General features: G+C 57.8%; 10 protein-coding genes. 7 read left to right on the plus strand and 3 right to left on the minus strand.

The features are described from left to right. Positions 1-4 precede the first annotated feature (4 nt). Together RAD10_RS31310 and RAD10_RS31315 are read right to left on the minus strand one after the other, a co-directional pair. Positions 5-118 carry an HAD hydrolase-like protein gene (locus RAD10_RS31310; RefSeq protein WP_370691908.1) on the minus strand — a complete coding sequence of 38 codons (114 nt, stop codon included), beginning with the start codon at positions 116-118 and terminating at the stop codon, positions 5-7. Positions 119-787: 669 nt separating this feature from the next. Continuing rightward, positions 788-1,873 (minus strand): acyltransferase family protein, encoded by a 1,086-nt coding sequence (locus tag RAD10_RS31315; protein WP_461620521.1) that lies wholly within the window; start codon positions 1,871-1,873, stop codon positions 788-790. A gap of 1,733 nt (positions 1,874-3,606) precedes the next feature. On the opposite strand from RAD10_RS31315, the gene RAD10_RS31320 reads away from it, so the two are divergent. The 3 genes from RAD10_RS31320 to RAD10_RS31330 all read left to right on the plus strand — a co-directional run bounded on the left by RAD10_RS31320 (position 3,607) and on the right by RAD10_RS31330 (position 6,482). After that, positions 3,607-4,389, plus strand: a complete 783-nt coding sequence (locus RAD10_RS31320; RefSeq protein ID WP_461620522.1) for a hypothetical protein — start codon at positions 3,607-3,609, stop codon at positions 4,387-4,389. Positions 4,390-4,452: 63 nt separating this feature from the next. Next, complete coding sequence (locus RAD10_RS31325) at positions 4,453-6,048, plus strand: flavin monoamine oxidase family protein (RefSeq protein ID WP_461620523.1); 1,596 nt, start codon at positions 4,453-4,455, stop codon at positions 6,046-6,048. After that, on the plus strand, positions 6,045-6,482 hold the full coding sequence (locus RAD10_RS31330; protein ID WP_270163215.1) for a c-type cytochrome: 438 nt from the start codon (positions 6,045-6,047) through the stop codon (positions 6,480-6,482). Before RAD10_RS31325 ends, RAD10_RS31330 begins: the two co-directional genes overlap by 4 nt. A gap of 1,031 nt (positions 6,483-7,513) precedes the next feature. Here the strand turns inward: RAD10_RS31330 and RAD10_RS31335 are convergent. Further along, positions 7,514-10,555, minus strand: a complete 3,042-nt coding sequence (locus tag RAD10_RS31335; RefSeq protein WP_461620524.1) for an amidohydrolase family protein — start codon at positions 10,553-10,555, stop codon at positions 7,514-7,516. Positions 10,556-12,666: 2,111 nt separating this feature from the next. Here RAD10_RS31335 and RAD10_RS31340 point away from each other — a divergent pair. The 4 genes from RAD10_RS31340 to dbpB (RAD10_RS31355) are packed head-to-tail and all read left to right on the plus strand — an operon-like array spanning position 12,667 to position 16,923. After that, on the plus strand, positions 12,667-13,413 hold the full coding sequence (locus tag RAD10_RS31340) for a hypothetical protein (RefSeq protein ID WP_270163217.1): 747 nt from the start codon (positions 12,667-12,669) through the stop codon (positions 13,411-13,413). Further along, a complete protein-coding gene (gene dbpB / locus RAD10_RS31345) occupies positions 13,413-14,552 on the plus strand; it encodes a DGQHR domain-containing protein DpdB (protein ID WP_270163218.1) in 1,140 nt (379 codons plus the stop codon). The genes RAD10_RS31340 and dbpB (RAD10_RS31345) overlap by 1 nt, the downstream gene beginning before the upstream one ends. Further along, positions 14,552-15,841, plus strand: a complete 1,290-nt coding sequence (gene dpdA, locus RAD10_RS31350; RefSeq protein ID WP_270163219.1) for a tRNA-guanine transglycosylase DpdA — start codon at positions 14,552-14,554, stop codon at positions 15,839-15,841. The genes dbpB (RAD10_RS31345) and dpdA overlap by 1 nt, the downstream gene beginning before the upstream one ends. Then, the gene (gene dbpB, locus RAD10_RS31355) at positions 15,838-16,923 is read left to right on the plus strand and encodes a DGQHR domain-containing protein DpdB (RefSeq protein ID WP_270163220.1); all 1,086 of its coding nucleotides are present in this window, start codon (positions 15,838-15,840) and stop codon (positions 16,921-16,923) included. The genes dpdA and dbpB (RAD10_RS31355) overlap by 4 nt, the downstream gene beginning before the upstream one ends.

A 16,923-nucleotide genomic window follows, 5' to 3' on the forward strand; every position in this document is an offset into this window, starting at 1 on the left:
CCCGTCACCCAATAAGGCTCAAAGTCCCGGGAAAATAGAATGCCAAAAAACCGGCCGCCATTGCCGACTGCACGTCGCGGTCAAACTGGTCCCCGACCATGAAGCATCGCTCACGCATCCAGCTTTTCGCTTCAAGTCGAGGTAGACCTCCACGCTCTTGCGTACCGAAATCACCTCAGTGATCAGGCTATCGAGCCCATGCTCTGCGAGGAGCGATGACATCGCTCGGGTCGCTCCTGCGTCACGATGGTTATAGGAATAAGAACTGCCGAAATGGCCTGTAGCCCCGCGCGCCTCCCCTCGCGAAGAGACGGTATTCGCTTCACCGAGTCTAGAAATTGTGCTTGCACCCGCGCGAATTCCCCAGCGATCTTGGCATCTGGACGGGTGACAAGTTCCACCACCTCCGCGATATCCTTCCCCGCAAGCACCAGGGCCAAGCCTTGCGCCAACAGACCCGGAGGATATCGCAAATGGTCCGGATGAACCGCAGCGATTCGTTGATCGACGATACGCAGGAAAGCAAGCCCTCGATCTTCGTCGTCTGGCGCGTCGTAGCCCGTGACTCCGTTCCATTTCTCGCAACATCTCCAATTGAGCAGTCGCAAACACGGCGTCGGTATCCCAAAGCGTGTTATCGGCATCGGTAAAGAGATGAGCGCGGTTTGCCACAGGGCTCACTTTTTTAGAGTTGGTGGGGCTGCCGGCTCGGCCGGAGACTCCGGCGGCAAACCAAAGTGACGTAGGCTTGGCTTAGCCCGCCTACCAGATAAGCTTTCAAGGACATTCACAGACGCCTAAAAAGTAAACGAAGCCATTCTATGAACTTTGCGACGCCCGATAGTGCGGCCGAGCGCTGTTCCACAACTCGTTTCTCGACAAAAGTCCAGGAGAGATACGCGGCTGCACCTGAAGAGACGACGCCATAGGCGATGTTCGAAAGCCAGAAAGTCCCGCCTGGAAGCAATTGAAAGGCTGCCTGTTGGAACGGGAAGGCATAGATGTAGATACCGTATGAGTAATCGGCGCCGCGCACCAGAAGTATTCGCCTTGGATTCAGTAAACCCAGGTACGTTGTTGAGTAGGCGACGAAGGGCGCCTCGAGGTAAGATATCGCTCTGGAGTAGAAGAGCACTAAGGAAAGTGTGAAGCTCAGAACGAATAGCGGAAACGAGAACGGCAGCATGTTCCGGAGTAGATAGATTGCAACTCCGAACATGAACGGGAGAACCATCTCTCCGTGGCTAACGCCGTAACTGGGGGAAGTGATTCCCTTCGCTGAAAAAGAGAGCATCGCCAGGATGGCTACGCTCGTGAAAAGGATCGGCCTCTTGGGGAGCCCAGCTATTCCCAAAACTGCAATTGCTACATAGCATTCTAGTTCAAAGGGAATAGTCCAAATTGATCCGTTCACATAGTTCGGAGGAGATCGGTTCTCGAACACGCCGGGAAGGTAGATGTGCACCCAGCCTACTATACTGCCCATGTAGCGCCAGAACTCTGCATGGGAAAAATAGTCGGTTAGAGAGAGCGACGTTAAGAACGCGCCCAACAAGAGTGCGGAAATTAGCGTCGAAACGGAAAGGGGTGGAACAATTCGCAAAAACCTGAGGGTCAGAAATGCAGGGATTGTGTTGCGTTCCAGACTTCCCGCGACCAGGAATCCGCTCATGGCAAAGAAGCTTGGAACGACAAATTTCAACACCGGGTGCAACGGACCATCCCACATCCGCAAATGAATCTGCATCCCGTAGCATATTGATATGCTGTGGACCGCGATGACGATGATCGACAGAAAAAGCCGAAGATAATCGAAACCGGATGGCCGATTCTCTGCTCGGGTCAATTGATCCGAGATCGTCTTGTCGCGCAAGGAAAACGGTGACCATCTATTCATAACTTTCCGATCCCCGTCGTACTTCTAACCTTGTTCGTCTTTGTGAAGTGGCGCATATGCCATGGCGAATGGACATCGGAAAGCCGGCGCGACGCGCGAATTCCGCGTCGCGACGAAACGGATTTCGCCCCGGTAGACAATAGATCAGTGCCTGGTGGGTCAGATCGACATATCGACTAACCTGTCCGGCGCGCGTGGTGGGTACTTCGTTCGGCTCGGGCAATCCCTCTGATGGTCCGCCAAGCACACCCTCGGCTCACGCAAAGGTCGAGGAACCGGTGCTGACATTCTTATCAACTCGCCATTCTCTTTCTCTTTGCCCTTGTCGTACACACCGCGCTCGCGCATCCTGGTCACGCTGATCGCGACAGGCACCAGCTTATGAAATGTGATGTCGCGTTTGCCATCAAGAAGGATAACGCCGTTGAGTTCGATGACTGCGGGTCTACATTTAACAACACTCGACCTCAGTCAGTGTTGATACTCTCAGAAGCAACGGTCATGCCAACGCCGTTTAAGCGAATTTGATACGTATTTCGACGGCCGCAAACGGCGGCGGGTGTCTTGAAGCCGACAGCCGTCGCAGCGCTGTCAGGAACCCGACAATGATCATGGGCCTCCTCCGAATTGATGAACACCTCCTCGCTCAACTGTCCATCAATTCACTGGAGTTGGTTCAGTGGTCACACCACACCAAGCGACGGCGTAATGCGGCATGAGGGAATATCCCACCCAAAAGTTGCGCACGGAGTTCAAACTGGTCGGCTTCGTCTCGGTGATACCATCGTCGCAGATTGCGAAAGCTGTTTCAGGAAAGCCGGAAACGGGAAGGCTGTACGTTCAGTTTGTGTGGCGGGCGGAGGAAGCCTCTTCAAACGGCGCCTCCTCTGGGCCTGACAGTGATCAAACCGGGTAATTCAGCAGGAAGAAACGGTCCCTGGCTTCAAGTACGCTTTTGAACATGGCGAGGGAATGGATCGATTGATCATGAGCCCAAAACACTCGATAACATCAAGAGCCTTCAGAGGAAGCTTCATAAGACGAAGGCGGAGCCGCCTTCCGCCTTTATGTGCTGCACGACAAACTCTGCCGTGAGGATATCTTGGGCCTGCCCAAGAACTAGCTCGCGCCAACGCAGGTACCCGAGCGTGGATGGAGCAACTTTCGAGCAGATCGAAGCGTCAGGACTCGAACCATAGTTGAACGCGCCTCCCCTCGACTCTACCCAAGCGAACAAGACGGATGCCGTAGGTGCAGAAGCAATTTGTGAGGCTGTTAGCCCACGACAGCGCAGTTCAGCTGCCATTATTGTGCGAACGCGAGAGGTGCTGGAGAGGCGGCGCAGCCAGCGTTCATATGGCCGAATAGGAACCTGTGGCTAGCGCCGGCATGGCAATCATCGCCAAGCTCCCAGCAGTTCATCGGGACGAGAGAGACAATATAATTTCCATGTGCCGCCCGCTTTGCTTCGTCCAATTCGCCAAACAGATTGAGCTGCGCACAAGCGGCTTAGAACCAGCCGATGTGCAAAAGGGGCGGATCGCATTCGCACGCACCGCAAGTCGTTGATGGGTAGATGCCGCTGACGTCTGGAACACGCCAAACTGTTTGAACCGCGCGACGTGACTCATAAAGAGCCTTCCGGCTGCCGCGCGCGACGCTGGCCCAAATCCTGCTTTGTCTTCGGTGAGACAAACCAGGAGGACGCTATGCCACGCGACAACCTTCTTCTCATTGTCTTCGACAACGTGAGAATGCGCGTGTCCTTTTACCGCGACCTCCACTGCGCACGCTGCCATATTCCCGAAGTATATCGAGATCAATTCATATATCGAGATCAATTCAAGAGGCTCATGGGGCTATCGCAATTTTCTCTAGAGGAGATGACGGCTCTTACCTGCAGGTCTTGCCTGAGAAACGTCCCAGTGACCGGTGATGACCAGGCCTTCAACATCGTATTTCTACGTGTAGTCGCAATAGCACATGCCAACAAGCAAGGCCTTCAGGTCCAGAACCCAGGCGGGCTCGGTCCGCTGCCGATTGCGGATGTCACCTCGATCTTCGACGATCGCGAGAGGCTCACATTCCTACTCAGCTTTGATCGTGCAGAGGGGGAGACTCTGGACCGCTTCCGCGGCTGGCCGAGCGTTTGGGCCTTGGTACTCCGCCGGAAGGCGGGGGCAGTCAACGGCCTGGCGTCGGTGCAGGCCAGGATGACGGTCAATCGGCGCAACCTCAGTGAGGCTCCGGATGCCTATCTGGGGCTCTCATCAATTGGCATCGACCCCTTCGGCATCAAGCCGATGTTTGCCACCAGGCGTCACACTCAACAAGCCGGATACGCTTTTGTCGCACTACCTTCATTGCAGTCAGCTCTGCCGCGCCCCCGATCTTCCTGCAGCAGCCGCCTGCCAGACCGACGTGCGTTTGCTGGGCAAGGTACAAGCTGCGAATCAGCTTTGGCAAGTCCTTCCCAACAGCATCACATGTAATGCACAGCAGCCTCACGTTTCTTTGGCAGATGCAGCCTGAGCGGTTTCGGGGATCAAATGCCAATGCAGTACGAACCCCTCACAGTGCGGCGCCGCGATCTGCTCTCGCTGATCGGTACCGTGGCCGGCAGCGCCGCGATGTACCACACGATGACGGCGCTCGGCTTTGCCTCTGAATCTCGTTACACGGGGCCGATCCGGCTGGATGGTGATGCCAAAGGCGCTTTCGTGCTCATTCTTGGTGCGGGCCTCGCCGGCATGACGGCGGCGCTGGAGTTACGCAAGGCCGGCTACAAGGTGCTGGTGCTGGAGTTCAACGACCGCCCCGGAGGGCGAAACTGGACACTGCGCGGTGGCGATATTTTTGTTGAACTCGGCGGCTTCAAGCAGACCTGCGCCTTCGAGGACGGACTTCATCTCGATCCGGGGCCGTGGCGGATTCCCTATCATCATCGCGCGCTGTTGGATTATTGCAAACGGCTTGGCGTTGCGCTCGAGCCCTTCATTCAGGTCAATCACAACGCGTATCTACACGCTTCGCGCGCTTTCGGAGGCACGCCGCAGCGGATCCGTGCGGTAAAGGCCGACTTCCAAGGCCAGATTTCGGAACTGCTTGCGAAAGTCGCAAACCAGGGCGAATTGGATCAGGGCCTCTCCAGGGAGGACAAGGAAATACTGCTGCTTGCACTGAAATCCTGGGGCGCGCTTGATCACAACTACAAATACAAAGAGGGCCTGATTGCCTCCGGATATCGCGGCTATGCCAAGCCGCCCGGCGGTGGGCTATCCGCGGCTCCTCTGCCGAGCGAGCCGCTAGCGCTCTCGGATATCCTGAAGTCGCAATTGTGGCGCTACTTTTGGAATTTCGCCAGGTACGAATTGCAGACCACGATGTTCCAGCCGGTCGGCGGCATGGATATGATCGGCAAGGCCTTCGGGCGCGAACTCGGCGGGCTCATCCGCTATAACTCAAAGGTCACCGAAATTTGGCAGAATGATAGCGGCGTTACCGTGACCTATGTGGACGCCAAAGATCCCGGGCAGTCGCAAAAGGTCACTGCCGATTGGTGCCTGTGCACCATCCCGTTATCGATCCTGAGCCAGTTGCCGATCAATGTCGGCGCCGCAATGAAGGCGGCGATAGATGCCGTGCCTTATACGGCGTCGGTGAAAGTCGGGCTGCAGTTCAAACGCCGCTTCTGGGAGGAGGACGACGCAATCTATGGCGGCATCAGCTTCACGGATCTGCCGATCAGCGAGATCGGCTATCCCAATACCGACTACAACAAGAGCGGACGCGGCATCCTGCTGGGCGCTTATCTGTTCGAGGGCCCCAATTCCTTCGAGTTCACCGCAATGCCGCCGGATGAGCGCGTGGCGCGCGCGGTAGAGTTTGGCGCAGCCATCCATCCTCAGTACAGGACGGAGTTTGAGAACGGCATCGCGGTCGCTTGGCACCGGGTACCGTTCGCGCTTGGCTGTAGCGGCCACTGGGCTGACGAGGCTCGTAAGCTGCACTATCGCAATCTATGTGGGATCGACGGGCGCATTTTGCTCGCCGGCGAGCATGCGTCGGCACTGCCGGCCTGGCAGGAGGGCGCAATCCTCTCTTCACTGGATGCCATCGCGCGGCTGCATGAGCGGGTGATCAAGACATGAGGCGAAGATGGATCGGCGGTATCAAGTACGTCACCTTCGCAGCTATAGCGACGCTGTTGTTGCGGTCGTCGTATCCCGTGCTCGGGCAGAACAATCCGAAGGCGCTAAAGAGCCGCCATTTTTCCTCCAACTTTCGCTTTGTCGAGACGAGTGGCGACCTCCTGTATATCAATGTATGCCGCGGTTGCCACATGGACGATGCGATGGGGACACGCGCCGTACCCAGCTATCCATCGTTAGTCGCCAATCGCAATCTCGAAGCGAGTTCTTATGTGATCGATGTCGTCCTCAACGGCCGCCGCGGCATGCCCTCCTTCGGCGACATGATGAGCGACGACCAGATCGCTGCAGTCGTGAACTACCTGCGCACGCATTTCGGAAACAGCTACCCAGATGCAGTCATGGCGAGTGACGTGCAAGCGGCGCGAAGGTGAAGGTGCAAGATAACGATAACCAAAACGAGGTTCTCCCTGCCCCACTTTGGGCGGGTTGTCGGAAGGCTGCCAACTGGCGTTCTTCGGGAAGTGGTTGACCAGTTATCCGAGCGGATTGTGGATGGCATCGTTTGTTGCATACTGTTCATGCCGCTCATAGAGGCCTCCTTCGGAAACTTCGACAAGATCCAACGTGCCACTTTCGCGTACAACCCAACTCGGGGAAAGCCGTTCAGGATCGATCGTCCGGCGACCTCGGCAGTTACGATTTGAGCTTGGACTTCGAGCATCTTTACCGCGGGGTGGCGGCCCAACTTTGCGGCGGCTAGTGACCTGGCCTGCTTCCGGAATCTTAAGCCAGTCTGAGTGAAAAGCTTTCCGACTATGATCGCCGTGGAAAGTGATGTTAGACGATGAAAAAGCCGAAACTCACAAATCTGCAGGTCGCCTTCGCCTTGCCGACGGAGATGTTATGCCGGCTCGAGCAGAAGAACAGCAAGCTGAGAAAGCTGGGAGGAATTCGCTCGACAAGGAGTGCCGCAGGACGTGATCGGCCAAAATGTACGGGCCTCCATTCCCACCAGTGCTCGAAACGCTCTTTCCAAGACGGCAGCAGCGTCTTTGTCAAAAAATTTCCGCACGCTGAACGATTTCCGGCAGAGCCATATGCGGAAAAGGTACTTTCTCATATCTAATTCCGAAGACTGCGCTCGCGGTTTGTTCCGGCATGAACAGGCCCTCTCCCAGCCTCAGGAGAGATAGGGCGGACTATCCCAGTAGTTATCAGCCCTGGCCGAAGCGCAAGCTGGTCGACGACGACCGCCGCGAGCTGCACGGTCGAGAGAGACCAACCTCTTCGGATGCGTTCGCTACCGGAACGGTGATCACGACACATGCTGCGAAGACCCCATCAATCGTTGCAGTCGTGGGAAACTCGTTGCAAGGAACGCAACGCCGTCGGCCTACCGCAGCACGGTGATTTCAGGTGGCTCCAAACCGACTTACCGCATCGAATGATCAATTCCGCAACCCTAGCCCGTGCAGCGCAGCCGCGGTGTCACCGTACAGCAGCAGCAGGCCCTGCTGCTTTCAACGAATTCCTTTCCGTGCCACCAGAATCGAGCGTGGTTCACGGTGCTCCGAACTGGTGGCAACATCTTGTTCCTTCCGTGCTGATGAACTTGCGTTGCGACGAAGGGAGCCAGCAGATCCTTGACGCTCCAAACCTGGCCGTTCTTGACCACAAGGTCGACATTTGCGGCATCCTCGATACGCAGCAGCGGGTTTCCCTCGACGAGAACGACGTCGGCAAGCGCCCCCTCGGTAATCGTCCCTAACGGGGCGCCGAGAAATTCGCCGGGATACCGCGTTGCCGTCAACAGCGCTTCATATGGAGTCACACCATAGCGAACCATCGCCCGCAGATTGAGATGTAAGCTGATGGCTGGGAAATCTATCGGTGCGTCTGTGCCAGTGATGATGCGGCCCCCAACGCGCAACAACTCTTTGACTTGCGCGACATTACGTTCGAGTTCGGCCAGCGTGACCAACCGATTCGGCCCAGCCATCAGTCTGGCGCGTTCTTCGAGTCGTGCATACTCCCACGCGGGATAGAATGTTTTTATCCGGATGTCGTCCATCCACGAACGATCCTCGCCCAGCAATGCATTAGCGGTGAAGATGGTGGGCGTACACGTGATGCCGCTTTGGACGAACACCTCGAGGACATCCTGATAGGCGGCGCCGAGTCGACTCATGGTTCGCGAGTAACCGAGCCGATTGGTGCCGCCGAGATGCTCCATCGCGTCCACCCCGAACGCCACGGCCGGATATTGATAATGTGACGTGACGTGGAGACCGCGGGCATGCGCCCAAGCAATGACATCGCGTTGCGTCTCGGGCGCCAGTCGGACATAGGTCTTGACGAGGTCGTACGACAGGGCTTCCGCGCGTTGCAACTCGAGCGCCAACTGTCCTTGCTCGGTGACGGGACGCATGAAATTATAGAATATCCTAGCCCCGTCGATGGCTTCCCCTGTCGCGAAATGACGGGGGCCCACCCGTGCCCCGGACTCGATGGATTCCCTGTCCTCCACCATGTGATATGCGGGTGAGCCGACCGAGCGGGTCGTCGTGATCCCCAGCGAGAGCCACAATCGGCCTTGCCGGTCGCCATATGAATATCCCTGCATTTGGCGATGGGTGTGCATGTCCATCAATCCCGGCATGGCTGTCGACTGAGGAGCATCGACGATTTTGGCGTCGCCATAAGCATTGCCGTCTTGGGACACGATACCGGCGATTTTATTGGAGTCGATGAGAATATCGACATTCTCGCGAAGGTCCGGACTGCGGCCATCCCATAAGCGCCCAACGCGGAGCACAGTTCGGCCCGTGGGTTTGGCCATTGCCCAATGCAACGAAAGCGGCACGTTTTGCGACTCTCCCCCGTCGGCCGCAAGCAACCGCAAACTTCCATTACAAAGATAAAGCAACGTTTTGGAGTCACCGCTCCAACTCGGCGCGTCCGTAACCTCCGCATTGATCACACGTGCCGGGCCGGTCAGCCTGCATCGGTCATCGACCGGAGCGACCCATAGCAGACTGGCCAGCACGAAAGCGATCTTCGTCCCGTCAGGTGACCACACAGGGCCGTCGTCGCCGCGTGTGCTGAGCGATCGATCGGGAAGAGGAGATTGATATTCGACGTTGCCGGTCGTCCGATCGACGGTAAGGATTTCACTCAGCCCCTCGCGATAGCTAGCCGAGTAAGGTTTGAATGCTGCCAGGGCTATCGTCCGTCCATCAGGCCCCCAACTCGGCCTGCCTGGTTCCCATAAAGGACCATAGACTTTCTGAACAGTACCACTCTCGATCTCAATCGTGTAAAGACTGCCGGACTGATCCAAAAAAGCGATCATTCTGCCGTCCTGCGACCATGAACCGGAGAGCGCAGCATCGGACAAGTGCGTGAGTTGGCGATCCTCGCCCGTGCGCAGGTCGCGCAACCAGATATCTAGCTTACCGCCGCGGTCACTTGAGTAAGATAGCCAGTGCCCGTCAGGCGACCATGCCGGGTCCGATTTATAAAACCCGTCGCGGCAGACCCGGCGCGGCAGCTCTCCGATGGTCATCGTCCAGATATCGTTGAGAGCGCGGAAAGCGATATTGCAGCCATCGGGCGACAAGGCCGGGCTGCCGATACCGAGGACCGGACGTGGCACGACCGAATTGAAATCTCGGCGCACTTTCTTGTACTTCGGCTTGATGATTGGAAGTCGCGCAGAGAATTCAACAATGGAGGACTGCGTCGTTTCCAGGCCGCGCCGCTGGATCTTACCGCCCGATGTGTATACGAACTCGCCGGTCGGCAACCAAGATGCCCGAAACGGAAAGATGTCTTCGCCTTGCACGATAATGCCGCGGGGCCCATGCAACTGTGCCGCCCCGTTGTTCAGGATGACGTAAGTGAGATCCCCGTCGGGAGACCAAGACGGCCCGTGAATCTCCTTCTCATTAGCGATGTTTCTTGAGTTGTGAACAGAAGCGACGGTGGTCCGGTTACCCAACTCGTCCACCACATCGAGCGACGACCTGTTGGTCACGAACGCAATCTTTCGTCCGTCTGGCGACCAGGCCGGCTGGGTCTCGTCGGCCGTGGTATCTACCAACGATTCCACGGCGCCCGTGTTCCGGTCAAAAGCGTAGATGCCGTAACCCATGCCGCGGTCCGACGAGAATGCGATGCGTCGACCATCTGGAGAGTAGCTTGGTTCGCGATGATCGTGAGGACCGCGCGTCAGTTGCATCAACCCGGTGCCATCAGCAGAGATTGTCCAAAGATGAAAATTTCCGTCCCGATAGCATTGGAAAACGATCTCCTTCCCGTCTGGACACCAGTGCGGTTGCGCGACGTCGCCGAATTCGTCAGTCAGCCGTCGCGCAACTCCGCCGCCGATGCCCACAAGCCACAGGCTCCCGGCCAGGTCGAATGCCACCGTTCGCCCGTCCGGCGAAACGGCAACAGAGATGCTGGTTCCCTCGGCAACGGTCGCGTAGCCTTGTTCGTCCATGGAAGGGGACGCGGGGGACAGGGAAGCGCCGTAGGGTGCCAATATGGCGCCGCCGCCCATCGAAAGCAGTTTGCGGCGACTGATACCGCGTCGTGAAGTTGCCGTCATTTTACAACAGCTTTTTCGATTGTTTTACCGTGGCCCTGATGGACTGTCGGCCCCAAGAACTACGCAGTCCAACCTAGACATCCGGAATCGATTTCGAGCGAAGCCACATCTCTCGGGGCTTTCGACGCCGATAACATTGGGTGGCTTCTCGAAAGATAATTGCGACGGCTCCAAGTATGCTCCTGTAGCTCTTGCTCGGTTGAACGTGGTGGGACGCCGGCACCCGAGTGGCGTAGACCTACTGCTTGGTTTGTTGCGCCGAAGCCCAAACAGATATCCGGCCAATCCGTTTCCCAATGACGCTACCTTACTTTCGAGAGGCTCACTCCTGCGGAGAGACACTTCGGCTAGGTCTCGATATGTGATGAATTTCCGGACGCACGTAGCTGTCCCCGCACTAATGATCGATTCATGAGGCCCGACACCTCCCCGAGAAACATGACGATAGTCATTTCGGGTAGAAGAGCGTGCGCAAGCGCTGACCCAACTTCTTCGACGAGACGATCCTTGAACATGGAGCGACATTTCCGCTGTCTGCCGCACCCCCTCATTGACATGGTGCCGAGTAAGTGCGGTCCACCCGATCACGTCACCTTTTCTGATACACGTGTGCGACACAAATGAGGGACGAAGTGCGAAGAGAAACTCATTTATTTCCGCGCTCCTCCAAGCACGTATTCCTTGCGTCGCTTCCCTATGCCGACATGCGGCGTTATAGATGTCTGTTACTTCGGGTAGGTCACCTGTTTGCAGCCGGCGCAGTTCGTACCGCATTTGATGTCCTTCAATCTCGCGCAATATCGGGATCCGGCATGACGCGGCGATACACCAGATTTGCCATCTAAAGAGAACGCGATTCGCACTATGACCGCCGAATTCTCCTTGACCGACGAGCTACCTGATCAATAGCGTTTTCACGCGGTTAGGTGACCCGACCAACGCCACCTGAGTTCTCTTCGGGTCGCAATCGTCGTTTTTCGCCCACAAATCGTGAGAGACGAGTCCCCCGGGGTCGGCGCTTTATGCGCGTTCGTAGCAGATCTGTTGTGCGGTGAACTGAGGCAACGTACTGCTGTTGAAGTTCAGAATGCGACGGCAATGTTGAAACGCCCCGAGTCCCTCAAGAATAGATGCGAACGCTAACGCACGAGCGACCTTCCGAAAACTACCCGAACTTATAGCTTGTACAGACAGTGTTGAACTTACGTGTGCATTACTGTTATGAGGTCTGTCCGCCCGGGCAACCTCGGACGCGCAATGTAGGGCGAGCCACCCCACCGGAAGAGGCGGACATACGGCCTTACTCTGCACCTGCTTCGTCTGCTCGACATTGTGCAGGGCGTGACGAGTTCAAAACCGCGTTCGCTGCGTTTGCCACATCGAGGCTGCGGCCGCGGCGCGCGCATCGCCATCATTTCGAGAAGCAGCCCCACTTGGACCTTTCGGCCGCTTCCGGGCGACGTCTTGCAAAAGGTCTGCCACCCTACAGTTCCGGTTGGGGTCACCGATGGCACAAGTCGGTCTGCCGCAGAAAAGCAACTGATCGGACGGATCGTCGCGCACATTCCTGCAAATAACTGCGCCCCTTCTTTTTGCAGTTGATCACTTCCTCTTTCCACAAATCGCAGTTTGCAATTTCTAGGGTGGCGGGCTAGCTAAGTTGCGACGAAGCTAATATGTTGCGAATCATGCGGCCGTTCGACGCTTTTATCCTGTGCCGCAAGAGTCCGCCGGTTTCGTCAGCCACTCGAAACCGGGCCATTCACGGGGTTAGTGGGGCGCAGTTAATCATGCCAATGAGAGCAAAACGCCGCTCGGAAGGCGACGGTTCCATAATACCTACCGATGTCGTGGTTACGACTTGCTCCCATCGGAAGTCAGCGAAGCCCACCCGCGCTGCGACGCCATCTTCACTGTCACGCGGAAATCAGTCGACCGTCGCTGCACATTGGATCGCCAAGGTCGACGGCCTCCCAAGGTGCAAGTCAGCAGACACTTTTTACGTGGGCCGCGCCTTCGGGGTGGCTAAAGAAGCCGCTAATTTCTCTGCCGCGCGCTTCTACATTCTTTCGGCTGGCCTTGGCATCGTGCCGGCCTCCCGGTCGATTCCGGCGTACGGATTGACGGTTTCGCCGCGGCACGAACAGTCGGTCCTTCCAAAAATCCTCGGAGACTTCGATGCCGCGGAGTGGTTTTCGAGTCTTTTGACCACGGCTCATTCCGACGAATGGAGCGATGTCGCTGGCGGGAAGTCGGGGCGCATTCTCATGGCGCTTTCACGGCCCTACGCGGAGATGGTCGGGGCCAGTCTCGCCGATGCGCCACGGAGAATGCTCGAAAGGCTTAGGATTTTTGGCACTTCGCTTGAGACCGCATTGCCGGCAAATTTGCACGCGGCCATCGCTCCCTATGATGACCGCCTCAACGCAATCTTTCCCGGCACGCGTACGGACTTCGCGCAACGAGCGATGCTCCATTTCGCCAGGTCGGTAGCGACAAGGCCGAGCAAGGGGCGCGAAGACGACTTCGCAGCCGTGAGATCCTCGCTTAAGAGTCTGAAGTTGCCGCGCAAGGTCCAGCGTCCGCGATTGACGGACGAGGAGATTGTCGCAGTGATCAAGAGACGGTTGCGGACGCAATCGGGCGCTGCGCGGATGCTGGTGGCTCTCCGGCACGAAGAGGGGGTTGCCTGCGAGCAGTCCCGGTTCGGGCGACTGTACCGCATCGCCGCCGCAAAGAAGGGGATGTGATGACGCGCCCGAAGAAGAGTGACGATCCAGTGCTTGCGGTACGCGCGGTTAGGACCCGGCAAGCCGACAAGCCGGTGTATGCCTTCTTCATGGCGGGTGCGGACCTCTTGAAGATCGCGGAGATCAGCCGCGTGCATCGCGACAGCGAGGGTTCGTTACACGGCTTTCAACGCAGGGGAATCAGGAGCCACGTGCAGGCCATCACAGATTTTCTGGATCAGGGCCCGGTCCTCTTTCCGAACGCGATCATCCTGGCCATAGCGCCGTCCGCACGTTTCATCCAGTCCCGTGGAGAGCGTCCAGACGGCGACACCCGGATTTGCGAGTCAGGTACGCTGAGAATTCCGATGCCGCGCGATGGCACCAAGTGCGCTTGGATTGTCGATGGTCAGCAGCGCTCGATTGCCCTGTCCCAGGCCCAGAACAAAGCCTTCCCGGTGCCGGTCGTCGCGTTCGTCTCGGAAGAACTGTCTGTGCATCGCGAACAGTTCATTCTGGTGAACAAGGCGAGACCGCTCGATCCTCGGCTGATTAACGAACTGCTGCCAGAACTGGACGTCGTGTTTCCGCGCGACCTGTCGGCGCGAAAGATCCCGAGCGAACTGGTACATCTGCTGCAGACCTCGCAGAACTCGCCGTTCAAAGGTCTCATCAAGCGGATATCCGAAGACTCGTCCGAAGCCGTGGTAACAGACACCGCTCTGGTGAAAGCGATCCGCAATAGCATCAACGGGGCGCTTGGCACCTTGGCGCCCTATAAGGCCTCCGGCGGCACTCCGGCGGATGTCGATGCTATGTTCCGTCTCCTCGTCGGATTTTGGTGCGCCGTGCGAGATGTATTCCCTAACGCCTGGGGACGGCCGGCAACCGAGAGCCGGTTGATGCATTCTGCAGGCATCGCCGCCATGAGCGTACTGATGGATCGTGTGATGTCCCGCGCGGCCCCCGGCGCGGATCTGCGTCGGCATGCTGCCGAGGCGCTTGCGCGGCTTGCTCCGCAGTGCCGCTGGACCTCGGGTCGCTGGAATGAGCTTCAACGCGACTGGAATGAGATCCAGAACATCAGCAAGGATATCCGCATGCTGGCGGGGTATTTGGTCCGTCTCGATCACGCTCACGCATTCTCTAAGGTGGCGTGATGCGCTTCGTATTTGCCGATAGTATCGATACCATCGATCCCCTGTACGACTTCGTTGCCGATCGCAATGGCCTCGGCCGCCTGGTACATCGCGACGACCAATACCCGCACGAATTCCTGGAGAAGGCTCCGTACGACGGAATTCTGATCTCGCGCGCGATTGTGGGCGACGCGGCGTTTCCCGGAAAATATTCGGAAGCCCAGATGATGCGCTTCCGGCGGGAGGGGGCGAGAAAATTCCTGCGGTATCCGCTCGCCAAGTTTCCCGACAGCATGCTGGTGGGCGATTGCGGAGCGTTCAATTACAGAAATCTCCCGGAACCGCCCTACCACGCGGACGATACCGTCGAGTTCTACGCCGACGCCGGCTTTACTCACGGCTGCTCTCCGGACCACGTCATCTTCGATTTCGACGAGGTCGGCCTCGTTCGCCGGTTCCGCGACGTGCCGGTCGACGTACGGCGACGGTTCGAGATCACGCAGCAGAACGCCGTCGAATTTCTGAAGGTAGCCAAGAAGATCGGCAAGGGCTTTACACCGATGGGGGTTATCCAGGGCTGGTCGGCGGAGAGCATGGCCGACGCAGCGCTGAACCTCGTCAAGATGGGGTATCGCTATCTGGCGATCGGGGGCACCGTGCCCCTCAAGATCGACCAGATCCAACGGGTTCTTTCCACCTTGAGGAGTGCGATCCCCTCACGCATACATCTCCATCTGCTTGGTTTCGGCAAGATCGAGGATCTCGCGGTCCTCGAACAGAACAGAGTGAGCAGCTTCGACACAACGTCACCGCTGTTGCGCGCGTTCAAGGATGCGAAGAAGAATTACTGGGTCCGCAACTCTTCCGGTGAGCTTTCCTACTACACCGCAATACGCATCCCGCAGGCGACCGAGAATAACAAGCTCAAGCGGAAGGCCTGCGAAGGCAGCCTCAATCAGGAACTGGCCAGGCGTCTGGAAAGCGCGGCGCTCGAAGGCGTCCGTGACTACGCCGCACGCAAGGCAGGTCTCGAGGAATGTCTCGACGCGGTGATGGAGTATTGGGTAACCCTCAACTGGGATGCGGATCCGTCAATGACGAGACGGTCTCAGGCCGCCCTGCGGCAGCGCGAGGTCTATTCGCGCACTCTTTCCGAGCGACCATGGGAGAGTTGCGGCTGCCGCGTCTGCCGCGAAGCAGGTGTCGAGGCCGTGATCTTCCGAACTTCGAACCGCAACAAGCGCCGCGGTATCCACAACCTCCACGTATTCCACACCCATCTGAACCAATTCCGCGAGGAACTCGCATGAGCAAGCAGAGATATCTCCACTTCGACGCCCTCGCGCCGATCCAGAGCCCGAACTTCAAAGTCTTCACCTTCGTAGCGCGAGCCGATGAAATATCCAGAATCGCGCGTATCGAGCGTGCCGGTCGAGACGAAGGCGGAGCTCTTCAAGGCTTCCAGCGACCACAGATCGCCGGGCATATTCGTGAGATCCGCGACTATCTGGAGAAGCCGAGCGCCATTCTTCCTAACCCCATCGTTGTCGCCTTCATGGGAAACGCCAAGCTCAAAGGCGGATCAGCCGGCGACCGTCGTCGCGAACTCGTCGTCGATACCGCCAACGGACCGCCGGGCTGGATCGTCGACGGTCAGCAGCGCTTCACTGCGCTCTCAGAACTCCGCGGCCGTGATTTCGAAGTCTTGGTGTCCGGCTTTCTTTGCGAAACGGAAGAGGAGCTTCAGAAGCAATTCATTCTGGTCAACAACACCCGTCCTCTGCCGAAGGCGTTGGTCTACGAGCTTCTTCCGAAGGTGGGCGATCTGCCGCCCCGCATGTCCGGTCGTTCGCAAGCTGCGCTCGTCACAGAGGCGCTGAACTATCGCTCTGGCTCGTCGCTCAAAGGCCTGATCAAGCAGCAGACCAATCCCAAGGGCTCTATCCGCGACACCATTCTTCAGCGCGTGATCATGAATTCCCTGAGCGACGGCGCGCTGCGGCTTTACGCCAGCGACGATCAAATGCTGCTCAAGCACGGCGTCACCATGATGAGCGAATTCTACCATGCCGTGCAGCACGTTTTCGCAGACGACTGGATCGGCAAGACGCCCAAGACTTCGCGCCTGGTTCACGGTACGGGCATCATCGCGCTGGGCTACGTGATGGACTACCTGAGCGGCGCGACGGGGGCCGAATCGCGCGACGAATTCGCCCGCGGTCTGAAGTTGCTCAGGGGAAAGACCGCTTGGAGTTCGGGCGAATGGGATTTCGGCAGCGAGCGCCGCAGATGGAACGGGCTGCAAAACGTACCGGCAGACGTGCGTCAACTTACCCTGTATCTCACGCAGGTGTTGAAGCGGCGCCTTGCGGGGTCGGTCAGGGCGGCGTGA

This window comes from Bradyrhizobium sp. 23AC (genome assembly GCF_054863025.1).